Here is a 26,285-nt window from a genome sequence, read left to right on the forward strand (position 1 = left end):
TCCGGTCGTGTTCGAGTGAATGATGTTGCGGCGACGGCTCAGCCTCAGCTGCGCAGCGACTCCGCCAGCTTGTGCTTCAAGAGCTTGCCCGTCGATGTCGCGGGCAGCGCGTCCATCAGGATAATCTCCGATGGGCGCTTGTACGAGGTCAGTTGCGGAGCAACATGGGCCATCAGATCCGCTGTAGTGACCTTCGACCCCTTGATCAGCTGTACGAAGGCGACGACTTCCTCGTTGCCCTCGACCGACCGGCCGACCACGGCGCACTGCACCACGGCGTCATGCGTGCTCAGCACCGCCTCGATCTCAGCCGGATAGACGTTGAACCCGGAGCGGATGATCATCTCCTTGGTCCGCCCGACGATATAGAGTGCGTCATTCTCGAAACGGGCCAGATCGCCGGTATTGAACCAGCCGTCGGGATCGATCGCCTTGGCGGTGAGATCCGGCGCACGGTAATAGCCACGCATCACGTTCGGGCCACGGACGTGCAGCTCGCCGACTTCGCCCGGTGCAACCGGCTTGAGGTCGCGACCGACCAGCTTTGCCTCGAGGCCCGGCATCACGGCGCCGACCGCGTGGTCGGCGCGCGGGTTGTCGGGACGAACGCCGGAGATGCCCGGTGAGCATTCGGTGATGCCGTAGCCGTTGAGCAGCGGCAGGCCGAGCTCCTGCTCGACGCGGGATTTGAGTTCGAGATCGAGCGGCGCGCCGGCCACCGAGATCACCCGCAACCGGCCGCGATCGAGCCTCTGCAGGCCGGCATTGCGGCGATACTCGAGCAGACGTTGATAGGTGGCGGGCACGCCGTTCAGGATCGTGATGCCCTCTTCAGTCATCGCCTTGACCAGCGCCGCCGGATCATACTTGGCGACGAGACGCACGGTGGCGCCGACCATCAGGGTCATCGTCAGCAGCGAGATGCCGACGATATGCGAGATCGGCAGCACGCAATACTGCACGTCATCGGCCGCCATCTTGCGGAAGGCCGCGGTGCCGCGGGCGCTGAACAACAGATTGCGATGGGTCAGCATCACGCCCTTGGGCGCGCCAGTAGTGCCAGACGTGTAGATCAGAACCGCGACCTGGTTTGCGCCGTCAGGTTCGACCGGCTCGGCCACGGTTGCGAGGTTCAGGCCGGTGACTGCGATGCCGCGGAGCGGGCCGACGTCCTGGACGGCCGCCTCGTAGCGCGCGGCGTGCGTGGCCGCCTCCTGCGACACGTCAGCGGTCAGCAGCACACGGCGGGCGCCGCTGTGATCCCTGATCTGGTCCAGCTCGCGGGCCGACAGCCGCGGATTGACCACGATCGACCAGACATCGAGCCGGCTCGCCGCCAGCAGCAGGCAGGCCAGCGGGATCGAGTTCTCGCTCACGATCATCATGCGGTCGCCGGCACGGATTCCGAGCGCCTGCAAGGCCCCGGCGACGCGATCGACCGCCTGATCGAGCTCCCGGTAGGTCAGCTGCATCTTGTCGTCGATCAGCGCCGGATGATTTGGTGTCGCCACGACGTGGTGATTGATCACCTCATGGATGCGGTTCGGCAAGCCTTCTACACTTCCTTCCGTCACTTGCGTCATCGCCTGCACTGAAACCTCCCTGTCGCAGCCCTTTGGGCTTGTTGTGTTGAGGAATTTTCCGCTCAGGCGGTCTTGCGCTGCCCTGCCGCCAGCTGCGCGACGATCTCATCCTCGACCTCGCGCACCTTGTCCTTGCCGAAGAAGATCTCGTTGCCGACAAAGAAAGTCGGCGATCCGAACGAGCCGCGGGCGACCGCGTCGCTGGTGTTGTCGATCAGCTTCTTCTTGACGTCATCCTGCTGGGCGCGGGCGATGAGAAGATCGATGTCGAGGCCCGAGGACAGGAAGGCGTCGCGGAAGACCTGCGGGTCGTCCATCTTCTTCGGCTCGACCCACATGTGGTGATAGGCCGCGCGGAAATACGGCTCGAACGCGCCCTCGAACTGCGCGGCCACCGCGCCGCGCATCAGCGCCAGCGTGTTCACCGGAAAGAACGGGTTCATGGTGAACTTCGTGACGTTGTGGCGACGCAGGAAGCGCTCGGTCTCGATCGCGTTGTATTCGGGTTTGTTCTTGATGCCGCGCAACGACTCGCCGGGCGACATGTTTCCGGTCGCCTTGTAGACGCCGCCGAGCAGCACGGGGATGTAGTCGAACTTCACACCGGTGCGCTTCTCGATCGCGGGCAGTGCGAGCTCGGCGAGATAGGCGTTCGGACTTCCGAAATCGAAGTGGAATTCGACCTTGAGCGGAGCAACCATGGAACGCCCTTCCCTTCGATTGACATCGGCCGTCTGCCCGGCCGGGTTGATCGTGGTCGAGACCATAAGTTCTATTTTAGAACTGTCAATATGATATTTGTCATCCAATAGCCGCTTGGTAGCTAACTTGGCGGCATCCTATTGAAACAATGTAAGTTCTGTTTTAGAATTTGATTTGCGGCATCGTCGCAGACCGCAGGAGACGCTGATGAAATGGGATGCCCTCGAGGAGGAGCCGTGCTCACTGGCTCGCACCGTCGCCGTGATTGGGGATCGCTGGAGCCTGTTGATCCTGCGCGAATGCTTCCTGCGCATCCGCAGGTTCGATGACTTCCAGGCGTCGCTCGGCATCACGCGGCATCTACTCGCCGACCGGCTGAAGAAGCTGGTGCGCTTCGGCGTGCTGCGCAAGATTCCCTATCAGGAGGCACCTAAGCGCTACGAATACATCCTGACGCAGAAGGGGCTCGACCTCTATCCGATCATCATGTCGATCGTGCACTGGGGCAACATCCACATGGTCGACGCGCGCGGACGGCCGTTGCTGCACGAACACAAGAGCTGCGGGAAGATGTTCGACCCCGTGATGGTCTGCTCGGAATGCGGCGAGCCGCTGAGCGCCAAGCACGTCCACGTGCATCCGGGCCCCGGCGCCCGGCGATCGTCGCCGGTACACGCCAGCGCGCGGGAGCGCACCAAGCGCGCCGCTGAGCAAGGCTAGATTTTGCAGAATCGGCGGGCGCGAACAGCCGGCCGGCCACCGCCTACTTGACCAGCATCGCGCCGGTTTCGGGATGCTGCAACCAGCCGAGCAGCGCGTCGTGGAAACGCGCCGGCGCCTGAATCTGCGGCGAATGGCCGAGGTCGGGGAATTCGATCAGCTGGATATGCGGAATCCGCTTGGCGGCCGCCTTGCCGAGCACCGGATAGTTGCCGAGCGTCTTGCGGATCTCCGGCGGCGCGGTGTCCTTGCCGATCGCGGTGGTGTCCTTGTCGCCGACGAACAGCAGCGTCGGCGGCTTGATCTGCTCGAACTCGTAGAACACCGGCTGGGTCGCGATCATGTCATAGAGCCGCGCCGAGCTCGATGCCACGGCGGCGCGACCCTCGCCGCGATACATGCCGGCCAGCATCTGCACCCAAATCTCGTAGGACGGATCCCAGGTGTCGGCATAGTAGGTCGCGCGCTCATAGGCGCGGATGCTGTCGGCGGTGACGCGGGTCTCGCGCTGCATCCAGCCGTCGAGGCTGAGCCATGGCACGCCCTTGGCCTTCCAGTCTTCCAGCCCGATCGGATCGACCAGCACCAGGCGGTCGGTTGCCTCCGGATACATCAGCGCATAGCGCATCGCGAGCATGCCGCCGGTGGAGTGACCGACCATGATCGCATGGTCGATCCCGAGCGAGGCGAGCAATGCGCGGCTGTTGCCGGCGAGCTGCTGGAAGGTGAACTGATAGCGTTCCGGCTTGGAGGATTTGCAGAAGCCGATCTGGTCCATCGCGATCACGCGATAGCCGGCGCCGCTGAGCGCCTTGATGGTGCCGTCCCAGGTCGCGGCGCAGAAATTCTTGCCGTGCAGCAGCACCGCGGTCTGGCCGTTCGGCGTCGCCGGCTTGACGTCGAGATAGGCCATGTCGAGCTCCTGCCCCTGCGAGCTGAAGCGATAATGCTCGACCGGATAGGGATACTCAAAACCCTGCAACTCCGGTCCATAAGCCGGCTCAGTGGCCGATTGCGCCCATGCGTTGGACGAACCGAGCGCGACGGTCGCGGCGACGGCAAGAAACAGGGCTTTCAGGTGCATCTCAACGGGTCCGAACATTCAGAGGACGATCTCGTGATGCCGTAGCCGAACGTGTCGGCGCCATCCAGCGCCAACAGATGATTTGTTCGTGATCGGCCGTGAATCTGCGACGGATACGTGAAACTACGCCGGATCGAACGCCCGGATCGGCGGCAAATTGCCGTTGAAACGCTCCACCTGAACGGTCGTCAACTGCCCGGTGCAGCCCTGCGCGAAGGATGACGTGCCGATGTCGCGTGTCAGCACGTTCGGATTGCCGTGCACGCAGAGCGACGCTTCTTCGTCGGGATCCATCGGGTCGTACCAGGCGCCGGTCGGCAGCTGCACCACGCCGGGCGCGATGCCGTCGGTGACATGCACCGCGGCGAGGCAGGCGCCGCGCGCGTTGAAGATGCGGATGATGTCGCCGTCGGCGATGCCGCGCGCCGCAGCATCGCGCGGATTCATCCGCGCGACCTCGCGGCCGCGATGCTTGGCGTCGAGCGAGTGGCCGCCGAAATCGAGCTGGCTGTGCAGGCGCGTCACCGGCTGGTTGGCGACCAGGAAGCACGGCGCGCCCGGCGTCGGCGTGTCTGATTTCTCGAGCCAGACCGGATGGCCGGGACAATCGGCATCGCCATGGTCAGCGATCTTCTGCGAGAAGATCTCGATCCGCCCGCTCGGGGTCGGCAATGGCCGCGCGACCGGGTCCTCGCGGAATCGCCGCAGCGAGCCGCCATCGTCGAGATGTTGCGGCACCACCAGGCTGCCGCGTTCCCAGAATTCCTCGAAGTGAGGGGCCTCGAGCCCGCGCGCGGCGAGCGCCTTGCGGGTCGGTTCATAGAGACGTTCCAGCCACTCGCGCGACGTGCGCCCTTCGGTGAAGGGCTCGCGGGCCCCGAGCCGCTCGGCGAGATCGGCGAAGATGTCGTAGTCGTCGCGCGCGAGGCCGAACGGCTCGGCGATCCGGTGCATCGCGACCATCAAGGGATCGTTGGTGGAATAGCCGATGTCCTCGCGCTCCAATGTCATCGTCGCGGGCAGCACGATATCGGCGTGGCGGGCGGTGGCGGTCCAGGCGAGTTCGTGCACCACGAGCGTATCGAGCCGCGCAAACGCCTTGCGCAGGCGGTTGAGATCCTGGTGATGGTGGAACGGATTGCCGCCGGCCCAATAGACCAGGCGGATATCCGGATAGGTCCGGGTCTCGCCATTGTAGCGATAGGTGGTGCCGGGATTGAGCAGCATGTCGGCGATGCGCGCCACCGGAATGAAATCGGCGATGCCGTTGCGGCCCTGCCCCAGCGTCGGTCCGGGCACGTCGTTGACGCGGCGGCCGTAATAGCCGATCGCGCCGAGCGAATAGGCGTAGCCGCCGCCGGGCAGGCCGATCTGGCCGAGTGCGGCCGCCAGCACCATGCCCATCCACACCGGCTGCTCGCCATGCTCGGCGCGTTGTAGCGAATGCGAGACGGTGATCAGCGCACGCCGCCCGACGAGCCGCCGCGCCAGCGCCCTGATGGTGTCGGCAGCGATGCCGCAGATCGCCGCGGCCCATTCGGCGCTCTTCGGCTGGCCATCGACCTCACCGGTGAGATAGCGCAGGAACACCGGCCAGCCCTCGGTGTAGCGATCGAGGAAGGCCTGATCGTGCAGGCCCTCGCTGACCAGAGTGTGGACGATGCCGAGCATCAGCGCGGTGTCGGTGCCGGGTGTCGCCGTCAGCCATTCGGCGCCGGCCTCGACGGGCAGATCGTCACGCAGCGGGCTGACCAGCACGAACTGGCAGCCGCGCCGCTGCGCCGCTTCCATCGCGCCGCGCTCGACATGCTTGCTGATCGAGCCGCCGGCCACCATCGAGTTCTTCAGCGCCATGCCGCCGAATGCCAGCACGATGTCGGTCTCTGCTGCGATCTGCTCCCAGGTGACGTTGCGCTTGGTGATGTCCTCATAGCCGGCAAGGATCTGCGGCAGCAGCACCGAGGACGCGCCCGAGGAATAGGTGTTCACCGAGCGCACATAACCGCCCATCGCGACGTTGAGGAAGCGATGCACCTGGCTCTGCGCGTGGTGGAAGCGGCCCGCGCTCGACCAGCCATAGGAGCCGCCGAACACCGCGCCGGGGCCGATCGTGTCGCGGATCCGCGCCAATTCGCCGCCGAGCAGATCGAGCGCCTTCTCCCAACTGACCGAGACGAATTCGTCACGTCCGCGGCGGTCGTCGGGCCCGGGGCCGCGCTCGAGCCAGCCGCGGCGGATCGCCGGCTGGGCGATGCGGGCCTGGTGGCGCAGCGCGCCGGGGAAATTGTTGATGATGCCGTTCGGATCGGGATCGCCGGCATAGGGCCGGACCTCGAGGCCCGCCTGGCCGAGACGCGCGGAAAACACTCCCCAATGCGAGGTGTGCGGCTTGAAACCATCGGACAGATCGAGGCCGGGATCGGGGTAGCCAATGGTCTCAGACATTCAGCGGCGTCCTTCGAAAGCGGGCGTCGAGCCCGGTCACAAACAGGTCGCCAGTATAACGATCCGCGCCGCGATGTCTTTGGATTCAAGGTTGGGATTCAGGGTTGCTGAAAACGCAGGCCCCCCCGCGCGACCACGCACATCGCACCGCGCCTGCCAAATGTCGCGGAACAACCCCATGCACAGTAGCGGCGGCGGCCGCCGGTGCTCGAATATCGACTTGACACGTCGGGCAACTCAGCGGCACACTTCCACTATTCCGAAATTGCGCAAACGCGTCAGTCCCGCTCCGGCGGGCGCGCCGGCTTTGCGGCCGAAACCACTCACTTAACCATTGATCATGCACCGGCGCGCCACGGCGAACGATCGCCGGCGCGTGGCCGCGCGCCTGCCAGGAGAACTCGACATGACCACCGCTCCCGACCTCACGCCGGCACCGGCGATCACCGCATCCGGCCCGGCCACAGCCGCCGCAGCGCCGCGCATCAAATTCTCGCCGCGCGGCTTCTGCATCGATCATCCCGATCCGGAAGCCGGCGCGGAGCTGATGATGACCGCACTCGGCGCCCCCGACCGCGAGGCGATGGACGGCATCCTCCGGCAATTGGTCAAGGCCAGCGTGAGCGGCGGACGCGCCGACCGGGTCAACCTCGCTTTCATGATCTCGATGGTGCGCAGCATCGGCCCGCGGGATTCCGTCGAGGCCATGCTGGTGGCGCAGATGGTGTCGGTTCATGTGATGGCGATGCGCTGCGCCCATCACCTCGCCCATGCCAGGGATCTGGCCCAGCACGACAGCGCCGCGCGCGCTTTGGGCCGGCTCGCCCACACCTTCCCCGCCCAGATCGAGGCGCTGAACCGCTACCGCAGCCGCGGCGAGCCGGCGATCACCGTGCAGAACGTGAAGGTGGAGGGCGGCGGCAAGGCCATCGTCGGCAACGTCACCCAGCATGCGCGGGTGACGGTGAATAAGCGCCGCGCATTCGTTGGGGTGGTCATTGACCCTAACAAGAAAAAGGACAAGGCCGATCGCGCCAAACTTGTGCAAGCCGCGAAATTGATCGGTGAGTTGAAAGCTTGAATCGGGAGCGTGTCGCATGGTGAAAAAGTCGGTCGATCCTCGGATGATCGAGGTTGAAGAGAATCTGCTGATCGATTTTCAGTTCCTCATCCAAGAAATGATGAGCGAGCAGAATGTGACGCGCAGTGAACTCGCGGATCGAGCTGGGTTCTCGAAGGCGAGGGTCACCCAGATTCTCAGCAATGAAGCCAACCCTACGCTCAAGAGCATGGCACGTCTTTTCTTTGCTCTTGGAGAGCAGCCTTGCGTGAGTCGAAAGCGCCTTGAATCCGCGAAGGCGATGGCCAGTCACACGAAGGATAGGCCGCAAGAGTGGCAGTGGGGACAGACGCTCGCTGACGCGCACACCCACAACGAAGGTACGATTCGAACGCTTAAAAAGGAGCTCGCCAGGGACATTGGAGTATCTAACGATAACCATGCCCCCGTTCTTTTTCTTCCGTCTGAGATGGCCCTCGTCCCCGAACCTGAAGCTGCGTACGGTGGACCGCCCACCCCATTCTGCCCGTCAACTTGCGCCCGCCATTGCTTGACGAGATCGCGCCTGCGGCCGGGATAGCGCTGCTTCAAGGGCTTGATGCGCGCGATCCGGTCTGCGCGGAAGGTGCGGAAATCCTTTCGCAGCTCACACCAGCCCGCGATGATGCGGCGGGTCTCGAAGAAGCCGAGCATGATCGGCCAGATGACGCGCTCGGTCTCGGCGCCCTTCGGGTCGCGATAGACGATACGGAGCTTGTGCTGCTCTCGCATCGCCTGGCGGAGCATCTGAAGATCCACGGACGCGGTTTTGGGCGCGCGGCGGCTGACGTGAAAGCTCTTGTCGTCCAGCCTGTGACGCAGCTCGGCTGGAAGCACCGCGCCGATCTTCGAGAGCGCGTTGTGCGCGGCGAATGCCAATCCTTCGTCGGTCTGCCGTTGCACCCATTGCACGCCAAGGGCAACCGCCTGAATCTCCTCTTCGGAGAACATCAGCGGAGGCAGCAGAAAGCCGGGACGCAGGACGTATCCGACGCCCGGCTCTCCTTCGATTTCGGCGCCCAGCGCCTGCAAGGCGGCGATGTCGCGGTAGACCGTTCGCAACGAGACACCGGCCTCACGCGCAAGGTCCGTCCCCGACACCGGCCGTGCATGCCGCCGGAGCATCTGCATGAGGTCGAACAGCCGCTCGCTTTTGGACATGGACGCAGCCTAGCACGTTCATGACAGGAATTGGCAGCAGCCTGTCAGCCGATCGCGACGAGACCTTTGCCGCCGATCTTGCGGCCTCCTTCGAGGGCCGTCAGCAGCGTGATCGCCTGGCCGAGCGGCACGGTCTCGGCAATCGGCAGCCTCAGCTTCCCCTCTGCGGCCGCATCGGCAATGCGATCGAGAATGTCCGCGCGCGGCGTACACACGACAGGCTTCAATCGCCGGTTCAAGACCGAGCGGAGGAACTTGATCGGAGTCGGGTTGATGTCAGCGAAGACGCCGTTGCTGCCGGCGAGGCGCAGGCCGACCGCCGTCGGCATGATCGCCGCGGTGTCATAGACCACGTCGAACCGGTCAGGGAGCGTCGACAGATCGGTCTTGCGATAGTCGAAGACCTTCTGCACACCGAGATCCCGCGCCGTCTGCATGGCGTCGGCGCCGCAACTCCCTGCAACGATGGCGCCGAGCATCCGCGCAATCTGCACCGCGGCCGCGCCGACCGCGCCGGTACAGCCATTGATGAACACCGACTGGCCGCGCTTGAGGTCCGCCTTGTCCACGAGACCATTCCAGGCCGTGACGCCTGGGGTCCCGAGGCAAGCCGCGTCCGCGAAGGATATGGAGTCGGGCTTCTTCGCGAGACAACTCTCGCTGGTGACGACCGCTTCGCCGAGCGCGCCGCTCTGCTTGAGCCGCGCGAGACCGAAGACGGCATCGCCCGGTTTGAAGCGGGTCACCCCGGCACCAACCGAGATCACGATCCCGGAGAAGTCGCTGCCGATGGCGCGCGGAAACACCTTGCCGGTGATCATCTTCAGATCACCGTTGCGCACTTTCCAGTCGATCGGATTGATCGCGGCGAAGCTGACCTTCACCGCGACCTCGCCGCTGCCCGGGGGCTGCGGCGCGACGTCCTCGAGCTTCATGGTCTCGGGGCCGCCATAGGCGTGGTATTGAATGCGTCTCACGATGCGCTCCAGCGACGAGATTACTGAGGCTGGACCGTCGCCGCATAGGCGGCGAACGGGGTCGCGTCGTAGATCACGCGCGTGGAAGCGATCTTGCCGCTCTCGACCGTGAGGTGCTCGGCAACGATGGCATGCGCGACGGGATGTGTATCCGCGTCATAAACGATCACGGCCTCCGCATCGTCGCCGAAGGCGGCGAGCAGCGTCAGCTTCCTGATCATGCGCGAAAACCCGTCGTGAAAGCCGCGAAACGCCGCGCTCCCGTTGAGCTCGCCGCGCGGTGAGTTGCAGACGATGTCGGCTGCGGAGATCGAGACGATCTTGTCGACATCCCCGCCGGCCATTGCATCGAAGTAGCTGCGGGCGACGGCCAGCGCCTTGCCGTTACGTTCAGTCATCACATGTTCCTTTCGTTGAGGTGATGGACTGAGGCTAGCGCATGCCACTGACAGATTTTGTCAGCATGATAATGGGGACGCGAAATCGCTTTTGCGCCGCAATTGCCATTAGATTACGCTTATCATATATAAGCGAACCGGCCTCGCCGGGTAAGAGCGCGACAGGAGCACCATGCGTCGAATCGTAGTGACGGGCCTGGGGACGGTGTCTCCGCTGGGCTGTGGCACCGAACTGGTCTGGTCGCGGCTGCTATCTGGGCAGTCGGGGCTTCGCGCCTTGCCGGAATGGGCGATGAGCCTTCCGGCGCACGTCGCAGGTCAGGTGCCTGACAAGGCCGGGGATGCCGAGGGCGGGTTCGATCCTGATCTGGCGGCGCCGCGCAAGGACCAGAAGAAGATGGACCGGTTCATCCTGTTCGCGCTGCTGGCCGCAGCGGAAGCCGTGACGCAGGCCGGCTGGATGCCGGCCGAGGCGCGGGCGCAAGAGCGCACCGCGACCGTGATCGCAACCGGGATCGGCGGGTTTCCCGCGATCGCCGACGCCGTGCGCACGGTGGAGAAGAGCGGGACACGCCGCCTGTCGCCATTCACCGTGCCCGCCTTCCTGGCCAATCTCGCGGCCGGGCACATCAGCATCCGCTACGGCTTCAAGGGTGCGATCGGCGCGCCGGTGACCGCTTGCGCCGCGAGCGTGCAGGCAATCGGCGATGCCGCGCGCCTGATCAGGTCCGGCGAGGCCGAAATTGCGATCTGCGGCGGCGCGGAGGCCTGCATCGATCCGGTGAGCCTTGGCGGCTTTGCCGCGGCGCGGGCGCTTTCGACGTCGTTCAACGATACGCCGACCCGCGCCTCGCGGCCGTTCGACCGCGACCGCGACGGGTTCGTGATGGGCGAGGGCGCCGGCGTGCTCGTCATCGAGGAGCTCGACCACGCGCTGCGGCGCGGCGCAAAGCCGATCGCCGAGCTCTCAGGCTACGGCACCACGGCGGACGCCTATCACATCACCGCAGGTCCCGAAGACGGCGACGGCGCCCGCCGCGCGATGCAGGCGGCGCTCGAGCAGGCCGGCTTGCGGCCCGACCAGATCCAGCATCTCAACGCGCATTCGACATCGACACCGGTCGGCGACCTCAGCGAATTGGAGGCGATCAAGCGCGTGTTCGGGCGCGAGGGCGGGATTGCCGTCAGCGCGACGAAGTCGGCGACCGGACATCTGCTCGGTGCTGCCGGCGGCGTCGAGGCGATCTTCACGGTCCTGGCGCTGCGCGATCAGGTCGCGCCGCCCACGCTCAATCTGAAGAACGCCGATCCGGCGGCGCAGGGTATCGACCTCGTCGCTGATGTCGCGCGGCCCATGGCGATCGAACACGCGATCTCGAACGGCTTTGGATTTGGCGGCGTCAACGCCAGCCTGGTGTTTCGACGCTGGTCGTGAGGCGGCCGGCTGAGCCGCCGGTCAATCGCCTCACGGCTTCACGACGCTCGCATCGATCAGGAGCTTCGCCACCGTGAGCGCCGACTGCGCCGGCCCGCCTTCCGACTGCTGGCCGGTGACGTAGATGCCTTCGATCAGCAGCAGCAGGGCGTCGCCGAGCACGGCGGGCTGGCGCGCGCCCATGCCAGATGCGAGCTCGCGCAGGCGCTTGCGGAATAGCCTCTTGTGCGCTTCTGCGACCTGCCGCGCGGGATTGTCGCGCGACGGATATTCCACGGTGGCGTTGGTGAGGCCGCAGCCGCGATAGCCCTCGGCCACGGCGTTGGTCGACAGCACGCGGATATAGGCGAGCACGTGCTCGCGCGGATCGCTGTATGATTTTCCGCCGGGCTTCTCGAACTTCTCCCAGAAGTTCGCTTCGTAGTCGCGCATATAGGCGGCGGCGAGATCGTCCTTGGAGGCGAAGCTGCGATAGAGGCTCGGCTTGGTGACGCCGGCCCGCTCCACCACCTCATCGACGCCGACGGCGCGGATGCCCTCGCGATAGAACAATTCGCTCGCGGAGGCGCGGATCCGGTCCGCCGCTTTGGCCGGGCGCTCCGCTGACGGTTCGACGGTTTTCTTCATGGCAGCCATCCGGATCCTCCCGCGCGACGCTCTTGACAATGTTACTGACCGGTACGTATACAGGCCGCATCGCAATACGTACCGGTAAGTAACATGCTCGACACATCCCTTCAAGCCGCCGCCGTCCGGAAACGCCCGTTCGGCCAGAACTACGCCTTCGTCGTCGTCGCCGTGATCTTCCTCGCGCTGCTCGCGTCCGCCGGCCTGCGCGCGACGCCCGGCGTGCTGATGCTGCCACTGCAACAGGCATTCGGCTGGGACGTCGGCGTGATCTCGTCGTCGGCCGCGGTCGGCATCTTCCTCTATGGCCTCGCCGGCCCGTTCGCCGCGGCGGTGATGCAGCGCTTCGGCATCCGCCGCACCGTGCTCGGCGCGCTGCTGCTGATGTCGGCCTCGACAGGCGCGAGCTATTTCATGACCGCGCCGTGGCAATTGTTCCTGACCTGGGGGCTGCTGTCGGGCATCGGCTCCGGTGCGGTCGCCAACGTGCTCGGCGCCACCATCGTCAATCGCTGGTTCACCACCAATCGCGGCCTCGTCATGGGGCTTTTGACTGCGTCGACCGCGACCGGCACGCTGATCTTCATGCCGGGCCTCGCGACGCTGGTGGCATGGGGCGGCTGGAAGCCGGTGGTGCTGACGGTGGCCGCATGCAGCGCGGCGCTGATCCCGCTGGTGTATTTTCTGGTGCCCGAGCGGCCCGCATCGGTCGGCCTGCGCTCGTTCGGCAGCCGGCACGACGATCAACCCGCGCCGCCGGCTGCGGGCAATCCGTTCGTCGCCGCACTCAGCAACCTCGCGCGCGCCGCCAGGACGCGGGCGTTCTGGTTCCTGTTCGCGACCTTCTTCATCTGCGGCTTCACCACCAACGGTCTGGTCGGCACCCATCTGATCGCGTTCTGCGGCGACCATGGCATCGTCGAGGTGCAGGCCGCGAGCCTGCTCGCCTTGATGGGATTCTTCGACCTGTTCGGCACCACGCTGTCGGGCTGGCTCACCGACCGCTTCGATCCGCGCAAGCTGTTGTTCCTGTATTACGGGCTGCGCGGCCTGTCGCTGATCTACCTGCCCTATTCGGACTTCTCGCTGGTCAGCCTGTCGGTGTTCGCGGTGTTCTATGGTCTCGACTGGATCGCGACCGTGCCGCCGACCGTGCGGATCGCCAACGAAGCGTTCGGCGACAAGAACGCGCCGCTGGTGTTCGGCTGGGTGGTCGCCGGCCATCAGCTCGGCGCCGCCTGCGCCGCGTTCTTCGCCGGCTTCATGCGCTCCGCCCAGGGCGATTACCTGCAGGCCTTCATGATCGCGGGCCTGACCGGCATCGTCGCCGCCGTGCTGTCGCTGATGATCACGCGGCGGCCGGCGCAACCGGTGCTCGCCGCGGCGTGAGGCCCTCTCCGCGCTAAACCTTGTGCACGGCGTTGTCGCCGGTGGTGACCTTGATATCGGCATAGCGGCAGGCGCCGTGGCGGCGCTGAAACGGCGCCACGGCCAGCAGCCAGATTTTCGAGATCGCCTTTGCCGATCCGCCGATATGGGCGGCGTAGTCTGCGGCGATGTCGCGTTGCTGCGCCTGCCAGGTTCCGAGATCCGCCTTCCCGGAACGGACGATCATATGCGTCTCGATCGCTTTCCAGGCCGGCAGCGGGCAGCGGAAGACCTTGCCTTCGGGCAGATGCTCGCTCCAGATGTAGGTCAGGTCCTGGCCGTCCTCGAACTTCACGCCGATCGACAGATAGTCGTGGGTCGCAGCCTGATCCTCCGCGACGACGGATGGCAGTTGATCGATCTTCCAGCGCCATGCGAGCTGCGGACGGGAGGCCAACGCAAGCGGCAGCGGCCGCTCGATGATGCTGACATGGCCCGTGGTGTCGCAGACGATCTCGCCGTCGGCGCCCTGGCTGAAGACCTCCTGTCCACCGCCGAACCCGAGCAGGTTCGACCAGCCTGCCGGCAGCTTGCCGCCACGCTCGAGACGCGCAAGCTCGGACTTGAGCGCACCGCCGACGTCGCCATGCGCCAGCAGGCTCCTGATGCCCGCAGCCGCATCGCCGCGCCACAGCAGAGCGATCCCGGTGATCCTGACGTCCGCCTTCCTGTAGATGTCTTCCGGTGTTGCCAGCACGCCGTCCTCATTGGCCCATTCCGCGGCCGAACGTGCGACCTCGATCCGTCCATCATGGGAGGCCGTCATGGTCCCGGTATCGAGCATCGGATTGTAGATCGGCCGCTGCCCGCGCGTGCGCGCGCTGAAGACGAGGCCGGGACCGAACCAGAGATCGTGTTCGCGCGACAGCCACATCCGGCCGCCCAGCAGGAACGTCATCTGTTGGCCCTGCGCCGCGTCGAGACCGAGATCGGTCCATGGCAGATCGGCGCCGTTGATCTCAAAGACCCTGAAGGCCAGGAGCTCCGGCGAATTCGCCTTGGCAATGATATCCTTGATCCCGCTCACGAGGTCGGCTGCGGCCGGTCCGCCCTGCTCTGCCGCTTGCGCCAGGTGCAACGCGGGCCCGGCAAACGGCAGCACCAGACCGAGCGCCGATGCACGCAACATCGCATCACGTCGGGAAATTTTCCCGCTGCGGCCAGCGGGCGACGACACGCCAAAACCAAGACAATCGAAGCACATGCATTCCTCCCTGGTCCCGCTCGACGCCGGCGTTCGGCCGTGTTCATCGCGCGAGTTTCGAATGCTATGCTTTCGCCGCGAATTCAGCCTGCCATGACGCGCCGATGTGGCAGCCGATTTGGCGCGTGAGGGCAGATGCACCAGACTGGTTACACACGCGCGAGCACGCTTGGTCCGATCGCAGCGGTCGTGACGGCCGCCGGCGGATCGATCGAGCGGGTGTTTCGCCGCGCCGAACTTCCGCTCGGTTTGCTCGACGCGCCTGATGCGCTGTTGCCGCTGCGCGATCATTTCCGGCTGTTGATGGTGACCTCGCGCGAATTGCACGACGAGGTCTTTGCAGTCCGGCTCGGCCGCCAGACGTCGATGGCGGGGCTTGGAATTTTCGGCCGATGGGTGGCGCAGGCCCCGACCTTGCTCGAGGCGATCCACCGCGCCGGCACGAGCCTGCCGCACATGCTGCAGAACGCCACCCAGCTGGTGGTCCGCCGCCACGGCAGCGAAATTCACTGGTCGTATGAATTGAGCGACCCTGCGCGCGACGGACGTCTGCAGAACGAGATGCTCGCGATCTGGTACATGATCGCGGTCGTCAGGCATTTTGCCGGTGCCTGCTGGCTGCCGAGCCGGATCATCTTCGCCGACCTGCCGGACCGGCTGCGCTCTCCGATCGGCGCGTTGACGCATACCGACACGGCCAGCGGCGACGCCGCCAGCGCGATCGTGTTCGATCGGCGGCTGCTGACGGCGGTCAATCCAGATCTCGGCGCGGGCGATGGGCTGAACGCGAGCGAACTCGGACGCATCTTCGACCTGCCGGATCCGGAAGACCTGCCGGGCCGTCTCTCCGTGCTGATCGAATTGGAACTGCTCGGCCGGCGCCCGACCCTTTCGCGCATCGGAAGCCGGTCGGGACTGACACCACGAACGCTGCAGCGCCGGCTCGGCGAAGCCGGACTGAGCTATCGCGACCTGTTGCGAAACGCGCTGCAGCGACGCGCGGTGAAGTTGCTGTGCGAGAACGACCGGTCGATCGGCGAGATCGCGTCAATGCTCGGCTATGACGACCCCGCCCATTTCAGCCGCGCCTTCGAGCGCTGGAGCGGCGCTGCGCCCACCCGCTGGCGGCGTCTGCTTGAATCGGGAGTGCGGCCGGAAGCGAAGGGGTTGCGAGGATGAGGCGACTTGGTCGGCGGGCTCGCATTACCCGTTCCGCGATCAGCAGCCGAAAAGTTCGCAAATTGATGCGGAATGGCGCTCCCTAGGGGAATCGAACCCCTGTTTCAGCCTTGAGAGGGCCGCGTCCTAACCGCTAGACGAAGGGAGCGTTGAGAGGCAAGGCAATAGCCTCGAAATCGCCCCGCCGCAAGATGGCTTGTGCATTGCGGCGGGGATTTTGTCATCCATGCTTACCATGCCGTGCCTGCGGTTTCGGCACGACAGCAGCCCGGAAACGCCCCGTGCGCGTGCCCCGAGGGGTCGCACGTGTCGGATCCGCGCGGAGCAGCGATGCGGCCCGCGCCGATTGCATGATGACCACCCTTGATGACCACCCTTGGATGTCATCTCCGCATCGTACACGGCCCTGCTTTCGCCAAATGGAAATGCAAAACACCTGGCTGTGAAGTCACCCGTCGCCTGCCTCTGCTAACATCGCAGCCCTTCACCATGCTGCGCCCGCACGGCGCCGGACAAGCAAGAGGAGTGCTTGGAACAAAGCGCAGGCCCGCAGGCACGACCATTTGGCTCACCAACATCTTGGCAACAACAAACATCAGCGGACGCTGGCGATGGAAGACGTTCCGCGCCCCGCGCCGCAACCGGTCAATAGCTTAAAAAAGAGCGAGGACAGACCATGATCAAACTAAAAATCAACGGCCAGGAACAGAATTGGGACGGCGACCCGAACCTTTCGCTGCTGTGGTATCTCCGTGACGAAGCCGGCCTCACCGGCACCAAGTTCGGCTGCGGCCAGGCGCTGTGCGGCGCCTGCACCGTGATCGTCGACAAGGAGGCGGTGCGCGCCTGCATCACCGCAGTGTCCGACGTCGTCGGCCGCGAGGTCACCACCATCGAGGGCCTGCACCCGTCCGGCGACCATCCGGTGCAGAAGGCGTGGCGCCAGGTCAATGTGCCGCAATGCGGCTACTGCCAGGCCGGCCAGATCATGCAGGCCGCGGCGCTCTTGGACCAGAACCCGAAGCCGAGCCACGACCAGATCCGCGAAGCCATGTCGGGCAATATCTGCCGCTGCGGCTGCTATCAGCGGATCGAGAATGCCGTGCATCTCGCATCGACGGGGGTGTGACATGAATATCCGCACCAATCCCGGAAAGCTTCGCGGCTTCGAGAAGCAAGTGAAGGTCGAGAACCTTTCGCGCCGCAGCATCCTCAAAGGGCTCGGCATCGCCGGCTCTTTCGTGCTCGCTGCGCCGGTGATGACGCGCCAGGCGTTCGCCTATGAAACCGGTGCCGGCAAGATGCCGCACGGCGTCGTGGTCGACCCGCGCGTGTTCGTCGCGATCGCGCCCGACGGCACCGTCACCATCCTGGCGCACCGCTCCGAGATGGGAACCGGCGTCCGCACCAGCCTGCCCCTGATCGTCGCCGAGGAGATGGAGGCCGACTGGTCGCGCGTCCATGTCCAGCAGGCGCATGGCGACGAAGTCAAGTTCGGCAACCAGGACACCGACGGCTCGCGCAGCACGCGGCACTATCTGATCCCGATGCGCCAGATCGGCGCCTCGGCGCGCGGAATGCTGGAAGCCGCCGCCGCCAAGAAATGGGGCGTGCCGGTCACCGAGGTGAAGGCGCAGAACCACGAGGTCGTTCACAGCGCGAGCGGGCGCAAGATCGGCTTCGGCGATCTCGCGGCCGACGCCGCCAAGGAGCCGGTGCCCGATATCGCCGGTCTCAAGCTGAAGGATCCGAAAGACTTCCGCTATCTCGGCAAGGGCAAGGTCTCGATCGTCGATCTGCACGACATCACCACCGGCAAGGCGCATTACGGCGCCGACACCCGCTTGCCCGGCATGAAATACGCGGTCATTGCCCGCCCGCCGGTCACCGGCGGCAAGGTCAAGTCTTTCGATGACGGCGAGGCGATGAAGGTGCCTGGAGTCGAGAAGGTGATGGAGGTCAAGGGCTGGCCCTGGCCGTCCAAGTTCCAGCCGCTCGGCGGCGTGGCCGTGATCGCACGCAACACGGGCGCCGCGATCAAGGGCCGCGACGCGCTGAAGATCGTCTGGGACGACGGCGCCAACGCCAAATACGACTCTGTCACCTATCGTGCGTCGCTCGAAGAGGCCGCGCGCAAGCCCGGCCTCGTGGTGCGCAAGGAAGGCGATGTCGACGCGGCCCTGAAGAGCGCCGACAAGGTGATCACAGGCGAATATTACCTGCCGCATCTCGCCCATGTCAGCATGGAGCCGCCGGTCGCGGTTGCCAATGTGACGGGCGACAAGGCCGAGATCTGGGCGCCGGTGCAGAGCCCCGGCGGCACCCGCGAGGATGTCGCCAAGACGCTCGGGATTCCCGAGGACAATGTCACCGTCAACGTGACGCTGCTCGGCGGCGGCTTCGGCCGCAAGTCGAAATGCGACTTCGCGCTGGAGGCGGCGTTGCTCTCCAAGGAACTCGGCGTGCCGGTCAAGGTGCAGTGGACCCGTGAGGACGACGTGCACCACGACTTCCTGCACACGGTCTCGGTGGAGCGGATCGAGGCCGGCCTCGACAAGAGCGGCAAGGTGATTGCGTGGCGGCACCGCAGCGTGGCGCCGACCATCGCCTCGACCTTCGCCGCCGGCGCCAACCACGAAGCGCCGTTCGAGCTCGGCATGGGCCTGATCGACAACCCGTTCGAGATCGCCAACCTGCAATGCGAGAATCCGGAAGCGGCCGCCTTCACGCGGATCGGCTGGTTCCGCTCGGTCTCCAACATCCCGCGCGCCTTCGCGGTGCAATCCATGGTCGGGGAAATCGCGCATGCGACCAACCGCGACCAGAAGGAGATGCTGCTGGAGCTGATCGGAAGTCCGCGGATCGTCAACCTGTCTTCGGTGAAGGATCCCTGGAACTACGGCGAGCCCTATGAGAGCTACCCGATCGACACCGCGCGCTTGCGCAAGGTGGTCGAGCTGGTCGCCGAGAAGGGCGAGTGGGGCCGTACCGTGCCGAAAGGCCATGGCCTCGGCATCGCGGTACACCGCTCGTTCGTCAGCTACATCGCGACCATCGTCGAGGTGGCGATCGACGACAAGGGCAAGCTCACGGTGCCGCGGGTCGATACCGCGATCGATTGCGGCACCTACGTCAATCCGGAGCGCATCCACTCGCAGATCGAGGGCGCTGCGATCATGGGGCTGAGCCTCGCCAAATATGGCGAGATCAGCTTCAAGGACGGCAAGGTGCAGCAGAGCAATTTCGACGACTTCCCGGTGATCCGGATCGACGAGTCGCCTGCGATCACCAATGTCTACATCGTGCCGCCCGCAGCCGACACGCCACCCAGCGGCGTCGGCGAACCCGGCGTGCCGCCGTTCGCGCCGGCCCTGATCAACGCGATCTTCGCCGCCACCGGCAAGCGCATCCGCGCGCTGCCGATCGGCAAGCAACTGGAGACCTGAGGAACGTTAGGCGAGACGGGTCGTTCTCATCGAAACTCCGGAGGAGATCGATGAGAACCCCACCTCAGACATTCGGGACGCTCGCGGCAGCCTTGTTCGCGGGCGTCTTTCTTTTTGCTGCGCAGGCTTTCGCCCAAACAGCTTCGCCGCCGAGCACAACGGCCACGCGGCCGGCCAAGGTGCTGCCCGACCAGACTTCGGTTCCAAGCAACGGCCCGCCGGCGACCACCGGCCAAACCACCGGTGAGACGAGCCGTGATCCGACGATCAAGAAGATGAACGACGACGAGAAGCGGAAGGTCGACGAGAAGGGGAAATAGAAAAAGAGCAGATCGGGAAGCGGCCGGTCTCCCCAACCGCCGCTTCCCGATCGCATCGCCCCCTGTCGGTTGAAAGCGTTTGAGAGCTTCGGCTCTGATTCAATCAGAACCGAAGCTCTTATCGTGCGCTTACTTCTTGTCGAGCGCGAACACCCAGATCACGCCGCCTTGCGGGACGTTGTTCTCGAAGCCCTTGACCTTGCCGGCCAGCGCATCCTGGATGCGCTGCGCATCGACACCCCAGCCCGACTGGACCGCGATGTATTGCTTGCCGTCGACCTCATAGGACATCGGCATCGCCATGATGCCGGAGTTGGTCTTCTGCTCCCACAGCAACTCGCCGGTCTTGGCGTTGAAGATGCGGAAGGCACGGTCGTTGGTGCCGCCGGAGAGAACCAGATCGCCCGCGGTCGCAGTCACCGCGCCGAACAGCTGCGAGGTCTTGTAGTCGTGCTGCCAGACCTTCTTGCCGGTCGCCGGATCCCACGCCTGCAACTCGCCGAAATGATCGGCATTCGGCGCCGGGATCAGGCCGATGTCCTCCGGCTTGGTGCCGAGCCAGAGCTGGCCGGGAACCAATGGCTGCTTCTCGCCGGTGAAGCCGCCACAGAAGTTCTCGTTGGCCGGAACGTAGACCAGCTTGGTGTTGGGGCTGTAGGCCGCCGACGGCCAATCCTTGCCGCCCCACAGCGACGGGCAGAACTCGACCCGCTTGCCGAGCACCGGCTTGTGGTCGGGATCGAGGATCGGCCGGCCGGTCTCGGCCTCGACACCCTTCCAGACGTTGGTCTTCACGAACGGCCAGCCGGCGACATAGTTGATCTTGTCCGCCTTGCGCTCCAGCACCCAGAAGATCGCATCGCGGCCGGGATGGACCAGGCTCTTGAACGATTTTCCGTCGCGCTGCATGTCGATCAGCATCGGCGCGTCGACCTCGTCCCAGTCCCAGGAATCGTTCTGGTGATACTGGAAGTGGGTCTTGATCTTGCCGGTGTCGGGATCGAGCGCGATCACCGAGCTGGTGTAGAGGTTGTCGCCGGGATGCATCGAGCCGGGCCATGGCGCGGCGTTGCCGACGCCCCAATAGACCGTCTTGGTATCCTTGTCGTAGGTACCGGTCATCCAGGCGGAGCCGCCGCCCGACTTCCAGTCGTCGCCGCTCCAGGTCTCGTGACCGGGCTCGCCCTCACCGGGAATGGTGAAAGTGCGCCACAGCTCCTTGCCGCTGTTGGCGTCATACGCGGCAACATAGCCGCGCACGCCGAACTCACCGCCGGAGCCGCCGACGATCACCTTGCCGTCGACGGTGAGCGGCATCAGGGTCATGTACTGACCCTTCTTGTAGTCCTGGACCTTGGTGTCCCAGACGACCTTGCCGGTCTTGGCGTCGAGCGCGACGACGTGGTCGTCGGTCGTTGCGAGATAGAGCTTGTCCTCCCACAGGCCGACGCCGCGGCTGGTCGGATGCAGCTGGAACAGATCGTCGGGCAGCTGCCGCTTGTAGCGCCAGTACTCTTCACCGGTCTTGGCATTGAGGGCGATCACCTGCCCCATCGGAGTCGCGACGAACATCACGCCGTTGTTGACGATCGGCGGCGCCTCGTGGCCTTCGATCACGCCGGTCGAGAAGGTCCAGACCGGCTTGAGGTCCTTGACGTTGGATGTGTTGATCTCGGTGAGCGGACTGAAGCCCTGTCCGTCATAGGTCCGGCGATAGAGCATCCAGTTGCCGGGTTCGGGATTTTCCAGGCGCGCTGACGTCACCGAACTGTAGTTTTCGATCGGCCCCGCGATGGCATAGGTCGACATCAGGCACGTGAATGCGACACAACTCGACAGTAACCACTGCTTGCTTGTCATGAGATGCTACCTCCCTGCTCTGTTTTGTTTTTTCAGTTTTGTTTTGAGCATGATCTCCACGCAAACGCGTTCCGCGTTTGTCGCGCCGGAAAACCGCTACGCACTTTTCCGGATCATGCTTTAGGTCATACAGAACTCCCGGTGCGTCCTCATCCTCCTTGCTGAGCACCCACCTTCCCGACGAATGGCGCTGCGACCGTGATCGCGCCGTCGGCAACCGTCAGCGGCAATGCCGCGAGGCGACGTGGCGCCGGCCCGAACACGACCTGCGCATTCTGCCGCGGATCGTATTCGGAGTTATGACACATGCATTTCAGAACGTTCTTGTCGCCCTGCTCTTCCTTCACCCAGGCGGTGATCGGACATCCGGCATGCGAACAGATGACGGAGTAGCAGACGATGCCGTCGGCCGCGCGGGCGCGCGTGGCATCGTCGAGCTCGTTCGGATCGAGCTTGACCAGCACGACCTCGTTGAGCCGCGAACCCTTGCGGATGACGGAGCTCTTCGGATCCTGCGGCCAGGCGCGAATGGGCGGTCCGCCGAGCTTCAGATCATCCGACTTGATGACCTGGCCGGCCTTGTCGCCTTCGGCGCGCACCAGCAGATCGGCTTTTTGCGGTCGCTCACTGGCGCCGGGCTGTTCGTCATCGTCGGCGGCTGCGGGCTCGATCGCGGCGAGACAGGCGCAGCCCGCGAGCGCGGTCAGCAGCGCGCGGCGTGTCGGGTCGGTGCACGCCCCTGCTGCATCGGCTTCACCGGATTGTTCGATGGAAGCGCTGGGGTTGGATTGCGGCATGACGCAAGCTGAACGTGCAACTCGGCCGAAAAGATGGCGGCACACCTTCTCGATGCGCGAACGCAGGCGTAAAAAATATGCAGCGAATAGTTTGCAGCTTTTGGTTGATCAAAGCGTGCAGCTTCGCGATTGCGAACGTCAGGGCTCGTTGACGAAGCTCAACCTGCCGGCAGGTTTCAGCGTCTTTGCATCAAATGTGCGGATCTCTGTTGCACCGCCTATATCGAGTGTGACCACCAGCCGATCGCCGGCGACGCCGGTTGCGACGATGCGGGCGCCCTTCGGCAGCGCAGCAGTGACGTCGGAGACCGAAACAGGGCTTCCCTCGCTGCGATAAAGGCGGTAGCCGATGGCAATCAACACGACGGCCACGGCCAGTGCCGAGGTCAGGCCCGCGATCAGCATCATGCGCCGCACCCGCGCGATCAGCGCGGCCTGGTCGGGGGTCGGTTCGGTCACAGCGGTGTCGGTCATCACAAGGCTCTATCTTTGCAAGTTACTTCGCAGCAGGTCTCTTCGAATGGCGGTCAGAAGCTGGAGGTCATCGTCGCTGGCGACGAGGGCTCGGCCCGGCTCGACCGCGTACTCGCACAGCGCACTCCGGAGCTGTCGCGGTCCCGGCTGAAGGCGCTGATCCTCGCCGGTTCCGTGACCGTCAAGGACGCCGTCGTCCGCGACCCCGCTTATCATGTCGCCAAGGGCGATACGATCATAATCGACGTCCCGGAGGCCGCGCCCGCCGAGCCGAAGGGCGAGGACATCGCGCTCGATATCGTGTTCGAGGATGACGACATCATCGTCATCGACAAGCCGAGGGGCCTGGTCGTGCATCCCGCCGCCGGCCACGCCACCGGAACGCTGGTCAACGCGCTGATCGCGCATTGCGGCACCAGCCTGTCCGGCATCGGCGGGGTCAAGCGGCCAGGCATCGTGCACCGGCTCGACAAGGACACCACCGGGCTGATGGTGGTGGCCAAGAACGATCAGGCCCACCAGTCGCTGACCGCGCAGTTCGCCGACCATGGCCGCACCGGCCCGATGGAGCGCGGCTACATGGCGTTCGCCTGGGGCGTGCCGAACCGGCCGCACGGCACCATCGACGCGCCGATCGACCGCCACCCGCACGCCCGCGAGAAGATGGCTGTGCGCCAGGGCGGCCGCGAGGCGATCACCCATTTCGAGGTGCTCTCGAGCTTTGCCGGCCGTGACGGCAAGCCGGTCGCCTCACTCTTGGCCTGCCGGCTCGAGACCGGGCGCACCCATCAGATCCGGGTCCACCTCGCCCATCTCGGCCATCCCCTGATGGGCGACAGCGTCTACGGCCCGCACTTCAAGACCAAGGCCGGCCATCTCGGGCCGGAAGGTAAGGACGCACTTACCGCCCTCGACCGGCAAGCCCTCCACGCCTATCTGCTGGCTTTGGAACACCCCCGCACCGGGGAACTTTTGCACTGGGAAGCGCCTTTGCCGGAGGATTTGCTTCTCCTGCAACGGGCGCTGACAGCGGCGGTATGACGCACCCCTCCCGGAAAAGGCACGTCATGACAACAGGTTATACCTGCCACACGGGGACGTGACGTCAGCAATCCTTCCCTATCACGGACCGTTTAGTGTATGTTGCACCTGCGCTGAATATCCAGCGCGGAACATCGCAGCATGGCCGGCTTTAACCCAGCGGCCACCTGCCGGGCCCGCCGCTATCGGGGGTCTGAACCACTGGAGGGCGCTCGAATGGCCCGTACAGCTACGTTGCCGGTTCTCAATGGAGAATCTGGCCTTTCACGTTACCTCGCCGAGATCCGCAAGTTCCCCATGCTGGAGCCCCAGCAGGAGTACATGCTCGCCAAGCGTTGGCGCGAGCATGACGATCGCGACGCGGCGCATAAACTCGTCACCAGCCATCTCAGGCTCGTGGCCAAGATCGCCATGGGCTATCGCGGCTACGGCTTGCCGATCTCCGAGGTCGTCTCGGAAGGCAATGTCGGCCTGATGCAGGCGGTGAAGCGATTCGAGCCCGAGAAGGGCTTCCGTCTCGCCACCTACGCCATGTGGTGGATCAAGGCGTCAATACAAGAGTACATTCTGCGTTCCTGGTCGCTCGTGAAGATGGGCACCACCGCGAACCAGAAGAAGCTGTTCTTCAACCTGCGCAAGGCGAAGAGCAAGATCTCGGCTCTGGAAGAGGGTGATCTCCACCCCGACCAGGTCAAGCTGATTGCCAAGCGCCTCGGCGTGACCGATCAGGACGTGATCGACATGAACCGCCGCCTCGGCGGTGACGCGTCGCTCAACGCCCCGATCCGCGACGACGGCGAAGCCGGCGAATGGCAGGACTGGCTGGTCGACAACTCGCCCAACGCCGAAGCCTTGATGGCCGAAAGCGAGGAGTTCGATCATCGCCGCCAGGCCCTCAACGGCGCGATCGGCGTGCTCAACCCGCGCGAACGCCGCATCTTCGAGGCGCGGCGCCTGGCGGATGAGCCGATGACGCTGGAAGACCTCGCCGCCGAGTTCGGCGTGTCGCGCGAGCGCGTGCGGCAGATCGAGGTCCGCGCCTTCGAAAAGGTGCAGTCGGCCGTCAAGGGCACGATTGCCCGGCAGGAAGCAGCGCTCGAAGCCGCGCACTAATCGCGCGGCGGCGACCAAGCTCACAGACACGAAAGCCGGCGGGAACGCCGGCTTTTTTGTTTGCAATGCGGTGCTCGGCACGCACGTTGATCTAGGGCGTGCAATCGGCCTACCCCACGAATGCCGCATCAGCCTCGGGAGCGGACACGCGAGGTGCACTTGTTCGTGTCGGCCCGGGCCGGAAGCGGACGTTCGGATGCGGAGCGTCTAGCTTAAGCCGCTGGCGCGCCGCTGCGTTGAGGAGATAGCCGAGGCGCGCCCTCAGGAAGCAGCCCGTACGCCTGGAGCACGCCGTAGATGAGGGCCGCGAGAATGATGAAGCCGACAATGCGATTTGGTTTCAGCATGTCGTCAGTCCCGCTTTGGAATGAGGCCGAGAAGAAGCCAACCCAGGAAGCCGCTACCCGCAAGAGAGATCGCGAACACGAAGACGAACAGCGTTGGTTCGTCCCGATAAGTAACCCAACGAAGTGGTGCAAACCTCCCGGCGAAGAGGACACTTTCCACGAAGATGGCAGACATCACCTCAGCAAGAAGGAGCAACCACAGTGCGGCAATTGGAGCCAATGGCGCAATCGATTTAAGGAGACGCATTTCCGCGCTCGTTCTGCACGTAGCTTTCGGCAAAGACGCCAACAAACCAACCCGCAGCGAAAGCGCCGATAAGCATGAAGGGATACATCGTCGCGGAGGGACCATATTCTTGCCTGTCCCGAACTTGATCAAATCCGATCAGTCCCAGCGCACAAATTCCCGCGCAAAGCGAAGGCCAAATCGCTGCGAGCCGCCCTTGAAAGTTTCGCGATAGAAACCGGGACCGACGAAACGATACTACGGCACTCAAGACCATCACGATCAGACAGGCGGCAAGAAAGTACATGGATGTGATCCTTCGTGCCTGGACCGCGCCGCCGGCCGATACTGTTAGCTCTGCTTCGCACGGTCTGCAGCGGCGTCCACGTCATAGGGAGTCGCGTTGTGCGGGAGACCGTATTTTCTGATCACAGACCAGCCGATGCCATAGCCTATTGCCCCGCCCAGCAATGCAGAGAGAAAGGTAGCCGATCGAGGGTCGGCGACAAACTGACCAAAAAGCTTCCCTGCGAGCAGATCGATCAGTCCAAAGCAGAGAAACCCTATGCTTGCGAGCAGGACCGCAACAGGGATCGTCGACCTTACGAAACTCATGCGC

The 26,285-nt window shown here is 64.8% G+C and carries 24 protein-coding genes, 1 tRNA gene and 1 pseudogene; 10 read left to right on the plus strand and 16 right to left on the minus strand.

Translation table 11 applies throughout. The annotated features are described in order from the left end of the window. Window positions 1-44: 44 nt before the first annotated feature. Window positions 45-1,550, minus strand: coding sequence for a class I adenylate-forming enzyme family protein (locus tag JQ616_RS00735; protein WP_349629933.1), 1,506 nt, complete (start codon window positions 1,548-1,550; stop codon window positions 45-47). Window positions 1,551-1,645: 95 nt separating this feature from the next. Beyond that, entirely contained in the window at window positions 1,646-2,284 is a 639-nt protein-coding gene (locus tag JQ616_RS00740) for a 2-hydroxychromene-2-carboxylate isomerase (protein WP_212011478.1), read from the minus strand. Between the two features lie 208 nt (window positions 2,285-2,492). On the opposite strand from JQ616_RS00740, the gene JQ616_RS00745 reads away from it, so the two are divergent. Further along, window positions 2,493-3,005: a winged helix-turn-helix transcriptional regulator gene (locus tag JQ616_RS00745; protein WP_212011479.1), complete on the plus strand. Its 513-nt coding sequence runs from the start codon at window positions 2,493-2,495 to the stop codon at window positions 3,003-3,005. Between the two features lie 43 nt (window positions 3,006-3,048). On the opposite strand, the gene JQ616_RS00750 is transcribed toward JQ616_RS00745, so the two are convergent. Together JQ616_RS00750 and JQ616_RS00755 are read right to left on the minus strand one after the other, a co-directional pair. Further along, a complete protein-coding gene (locus JQ616_RS00750) occupies window positions 3,049-4,089 on the minus strand; it encodes an alpha/beta fold hydrolase (RefSeq protein ID WP_212011481.1) in 1,041 nt (346 codons plus the stop codon). Between the two features lie 123 nt (window positions 4,090-4,212). After that, window positions 4,213-6,534: a molybdopterin guanine dinucleotide-containing S/N-oxide reductase gene (locus JQ616_RS00755; RefSeq protein ID WP_212011482.1), complete on the minus strand. Its 2,322-nt coding sequence runs from the start codon at window positions 6,532-6,534 to the stop codon at window positions 4,213-4,215. A 376-nt stretch (window positions 6,535-6,910) separates the two neighbouring features. Between JQ616_RS00755 and JQ616_RS00760 the strand changes: the two genes are divergently transcribed. Both JQ616_RS00760 and JQ616_RS39860 read left to right on the plus strand, forming a co-directional pair. Then, window positions 6,911-7,615, plus strand: coding sequence for a hypothetical protein (locus JQ616_RS00760; protein WP_349629934.1), 705 nt, complete (start codon window positions 6,911-6,913; stop codon window positions 7,613-7,615). Between the two features lie 100 nt (window positions 7,616-7,715). Then, complete coding sequence (locus tag JQ616_RS39860; protein WP_433995949.1) at window positions 7,716-8,174, plus strand: helix-turn-helix domain-containing protein; 459 nt, start codon at window positions 7,716-7,718, stop codon at window positions 8,172-8,174. Here JQ616_RS39860 and JQ616_RS00765 read toward each other — a convergent pair. From JQ616_RS00765 to JQ616_RS00775, 3 genes and pseudogenes are all read right to left on the minus strand, one after another. Further along, window positions 8,126-8,794 (minus strand): annotated as a pseudogene (locus tag JQ616_RS00765) (helix-turn-helix transcriptional regulator); the annotation flags it as partial. The gene JQ616_RS39860 and the pseudogene JQ616_RS00765 sit on opposite strands and share 49 nt — an antisense overlap. A gap of 44 nt (window positions 8,795-8,838) precedes the next feature. Further along, on the minus strand, window positions 8,839-9,771 hold the full coding sequence (locus tag JQ616_RS00770) for an NAD(P)-dependent alcohol dehydrogenase (RefSeq protein ID WP_212011486.1): 933 nt from the start codon (window positions 9,769-9,771) through the stop codon (window positions 8,839-8,841). 20 nt (window positions 9,772-9,791) lie between these two features. After that, the gene (locus tag JQ616_RS00775; protein ID WP_212011488.1) at window positions 9,792-10,169 is read right to left on the minus strand and encodes a nuclear transport factor 2 family protein; all 378 of its coding nucleotides are present in this window, start codon (window positions 10,167-10,169) and stop codon (window positions 9,792-9,794) included. A gap of 172 nt (window positions 10,170-10,341) precedes the next feature. On the opposite strand from JQ616_RS00775, the gene fabF reads away from it, so the two are divergent. Beyond that, entirely contained in the window at window positions 10,342-11,604 is a 1,263-nt protein-coding gene (gene fabF, locus JQ616_RS00780; protein ID WP_212011490.1) for a beta-ketoacyl-ACP synthase II, read from the plus strand. A 30-nt stretch (window positions 11,605-11,634) separates the two neighbouring features. Here the strand turns inward: fabF and JQ616_RS00785 are convergent, their stop codons facing one another. Continuing rightward, window positions 11,635-12,231, minus strand: coding sequence for a TetR/AcrR family transcriptional regulator (locus JQ616_RS00785; RefSeq protein WP_212011491.1), 597 nt, complete (start codon window positions 12,229-12,231; stop codon window positions 11,635-11,637). A gap of 93 nt (window positions 12,232-12,324) precedes the next feature. Here JQ616_RS00785 and JQ616_RS00790 point away from each other — a divergent pair, with 93 nt between their 5' ends. Next, window positions 12,325-13,620 (plus strand): MFS transporter, encoded by a 1,296-nt coding sequence (locus tag JQ616_RS00790; RefSeq protein ID WP_212011492.1) that lies wholly within the window; start codon window positions 12,325-12,327, stop codon window positions 13,618-13,620. A 13-nt stretch (window positions 13,621-13,633) separates the two neighbouring features. On the opposite strand, the gene JQ616_RS00795 is transcribed toward JQ616_RS00790, so the two are convergent. Continuing rightward, the gene (locus JQ616_RS00795) at window positions 13,634-14,788 is read right to left on the minus strand and encodes a DUF3047 domain-containing protein (RefSeq protein WP_249136306.1); all 1,155 of its coding nucleotides are present in this window, start codon (window positions 14,786-14,788) and stop codon (window positions 13,634-13,636) included. A gap of 210 nt (window positions 14,789-14,998) precedes the next feature. Here JQ616_RS00795 and JQ616_RS00800 point away from each other — a divergent pair, with 210 nt between their 5' ends. After that, entirely contained in the window at window positions 14,999-16,042 is a 1,044-nt protein-coding gene (locus JQ616_RS00800; RefSeq protein ID WP_212011494.1) for a helix-turn-helix domain-containing protein, read from the plus strand. A 73-nt stretch (window positions 16,043-16,115) separates the two neighbouring features. Here JQ616_RS00800 and JQ616_RS00805 read toward each other — a convergent pair. Then, a tRNA-Glu gene (locus JQ616_RS00805) sits at window positions 16,116-16,190 on the minus strand. Window positions 16,191-16,718: 528 nt separating this feature from the next. On the opposite strand from JQ616_RS00805, the gene JQ616_RS00810 reads away from it, so the two are divergent. Beyond that, a complete protein-coding gene (locus JQ616_RS00810) occupies window positions 16,719-17,171 on the plus strand; it encodes a (2Fe-2S)-binding protein (protein WP_212011495.1) in 453 nt (150 codons plus the stop codon). A 1-nt stretch (window position 17,172) separates the two neighbouring features. Then, window positions 17,173-19,488, plus strand: a complete 2,316-nt coding sequence (locus JQ616_RS00815; protein ID WP_212011496.1) for a xanthine dehydrogenase family protein molybdopterin-binding subunit — start codon at window positions 17,173-17,175, stop codon at window positions 19,486-19,488. 64 nt (window positions 19,489-19,552) lie between these two features. On the opposite strand, the gene JQ616_RS00820 is transcribed toward JQ616_RS00815, so the two are convergent. From JQ616_RS00820 to JQ616_RS00835, 4 genes are all read right to left on the minus strand, one after another. Beyond that, window positions 19,553-19,864, minus strand: a complete 312-nt coding sequence (locus tag JQ616_RS00820) for a hypothetical protein (protein WP_212011498.1) — start codon at window positions 19,862-19,864, stop codon at window positions 19,553-19,555. A 73-nt stretch (window positions 19,865-19,937) separates the two neighbouring features. Then, a complete protein-coding gene (locus JQ616_RS00825) occupies window positions 19,938-21,668 on the minus strand; it encodes a methanol/ethanol family PQQ-dependent dehydrogenase (RefSeq protein WP_212011499.1) in 1,731 nt (576 codons plus the stop codon). A 149-nt stretch (window positions 21,669-21,817) separates the two neighbouring features. Further along, entirely contained in the window at window positions 21,818-22,465 is a 648-nt protein-coding gene (locus JQ616_RS00830) for a ubiquinol-cytochrome c reductase iron-sulfur subunit (RefSeq protein ID WP_212011501.1), read from the minus strand. Between the two features lie 138 nt (window positions 22,466-22,603). Next, window positions 22,604-22,939 carry a hypothetical protein gene (locus JQ616_RS00835; protein ID WP_212011503.1) on the minus strand — a complete coding sequence of 112 codons (336 nt, stop codon included), beginning with the start codon at window positions 22,937-22,939 and terminating at the stop codon, window positions 22,604-22,606. Window positions 22,940-22,999: 60 nt separating this feature from the next. Here JQ616_RS00835 and JQ616_RS00840 point away from each other — a divergent pair, with 60 nt between their 5' ends. After that, window positions 23,000-23,980, plus strand: a complete 981-nt coding sequence (locus JQ616_RS00840; RefSeq protein ID WP_212013066.1) for an RluA family pseudouridine synthase — start codon at window positions 23,000-23,002, stop codon at window positions 23,978-23,980. 216 nt (window positions 23,981-24,196) lie between these two features. Beyond that, window positions 24,197-25,093, plus strand: coding sequence for an RNA polymerase sigma factor RpoH (gene rpoH, locus JQ616_RS00845; protein WP_024581019.1), 897 nt, complete (start codon window positions 24,197-24,199; stop codon window positions 25,091-25,093). Window positions 25,094-25,673: 580 nt separating this feature from the next. Here rpoH and JQ616_RS00850 read toward each other — a convergent pair. Together JQ616_RS00850 and JQ616_RS00855 are read right to left on the minus strand one after the other, a co-directional pair. Continuing rightward, window positions 25,674-25,973: a hypothetical protein gene (locus tag JQ616_RS00850; protein ID WP_212011505.1), complete on the minus strand. Its 300-nt coding sequence runs from the start codon at window positions 25,971-25,973 to the stop codon at window positions 25,674-25,676. Between the two features lie 44 nt (window positions 25,974-26,017). After that, the gene (locus JQ616_RS00855; protein ID WP_212011507.1) at window positions 26,018-26,281 is read right to left on the minus strand and encodes a hypothetical protein; all 264 of its coding nucleotides are present in this window, start codon (window positions 26,279-26,281) and stop codon (window positions 26,018-26,020) included. Between the last annotated feature and the right edge of the window lie 4 nt (window positions 26,282-26,285).

Origin of the sequence: Bradyrhizobium tropiciagri (assembly GCF_018130545.1) — a bacterium.
GTDB classification, from domain to species: Bacteria; Pseudomonadota; Alphaproteobacteria; order Rhizobiales; family Xanthobacteraceae; genus Bradyrhizobium; species Bradyrhizobium tropiciagri_A.

Bases quoted from the DNA above. Each gene is read 5' to 3' on its own strand.
- JQ616_RS00750 (WP_212011481.1), bottom strand. From the start codon at position 4,089: ATGCACCTGAAAGCCCTGTTTCTTGCCGTCGCCGCGACCGTCGCGCTC.
- JQ616_RS00855 (WP_212011507.1), bottom strand. From the start codon at position 26,281: ATGAGTTTCGTAAGGTCGACGATCCCTGTTGCGGTCCTGCTCGCAAGC.
- JQ616_RS00775 (WP_212011488.1), bottom strand. From the start codon at position 10,169: ATGACTGAACGTAACGGCAAGGCGCTGGCCGTCGCCCGCAGCTACTTC.
- JQ616_RS00810 (WP_212011495.1), top strand. From the start codon at position 16,719: ATGATCAAACTAAAAATCAACGGCCAGGAACAGAATTGGGACGGCGAC.
- JQ616_RS00790 (WP_212011492.1), top strand. From the start codon at position 12,325: ATGCTCGACACATCCCTTCAAGCCGCCGCCGTCCGGAAACGCCCGTTC.
- JQ616_RS00850 (WP_212011505.1), bottom strand. From the start codon at position 25,973: ATGTACTTTCTTGCCGCCTGTCTGATCGTGATGGTCTTGAGTGCCGTA.
- JQ616_RS00795 (WP_249136306.1), bottom strand. From the start codon at position 14,788: ATGTTGCGTGCATCGGCGCTCGGTCTGGTGCTGCCGTTTGCCGGGCCC.
- JQ616_RS00830 (WP_212011501.1), bottom strand. From the start codon at position 22,465: ATGCCGCAATCCAACCCCAGCGCTTCCATCGAACAATCCGGTGAAGCC.
- JQ616_RS00800 (WP_212011494.1), top strand. From the start codon at position 14,999: ATGCACCAGACTGGTTACACACGCGCGAGCACGCTTGGTCCGATCGCA.
- JQ616_RS00835 (WP_212011503.1), bottom strand. From the start codon at position 22,939: ATGACCGACACCGCTGTGACCGAACCGACCCCCGACCAGGCCGCGCTG.
- rpoH (WP_024581019.1), top strand. From the start codon at position 24,197: ATGGCCCGTACAGCTACGTTGCCGGTTCTCAATGGAGAATCTGGCCTT.
- JQ616_RS00825 (WP_212011499.1), bottom strand. From the start codon at position 21,668: ATGACAAGCAAGCAGTGGTTACTGTCGAGTTGTGTCGCATTCACGTGC.
- JQ616_RS00820 (WP_212011498.1), bottom strand. From the start codon at position 19,864: ATGCGATCGGGAAGCGGCGGTTGGGGAGACCGGCCGCTTCCCGATCTG.
- JQ616_RS00815 (WP_212011496.1), top strand. From the start codon at position 17,173: ATGAATATCCGCACCAATCCCGGAAAGCTTCGCGGCTTCGAGAAGCAA.
- JQ616_RS00745 (WP_212011479.1), top strand. From the start codon at position 2,493: ATGAAATGGGATGCCCTCGAGGAGGAGCCGTGCTCACTGGCTCGCACC.
- JQ616_RS39860 (WP_433995949.1), top strand. From the start codon at position 7,716: ATGAGCGAGCAGAATGTGACGCGCAGTGAACTCGCGGATCGAGCTGGG.
- JQ616_RS00740 (WP_212011478.1), bottom strand. From the start codon at position 2,284: ATGGTTGCTCCGCTCAAGGTCGAATTCCACTTCGATTTCGGAAGTCCG.
- fabF (WP_212011490.1), top strand. From the start codon at position 10,342: ATGCGTCGAATCGTAGTGACGGGCCTGGGGACGGTGTCTCCGCTGGGC.
- JQ616_RS00785 (WP_212011491.1), bottom strand. From the start codon at position 12,231: ATGAAGAAAACCGTCGAACCGTCAGCGGAGCGCCCGGCCAAAGCGGCG.
- JQ616_RS00755 (WP_212011482.1), bottom strand. From the start codon at position 6,534: ATGTCTGAGACCATTGGCTACCCCGATCCCGGCCTCGATCTGTCCGAT.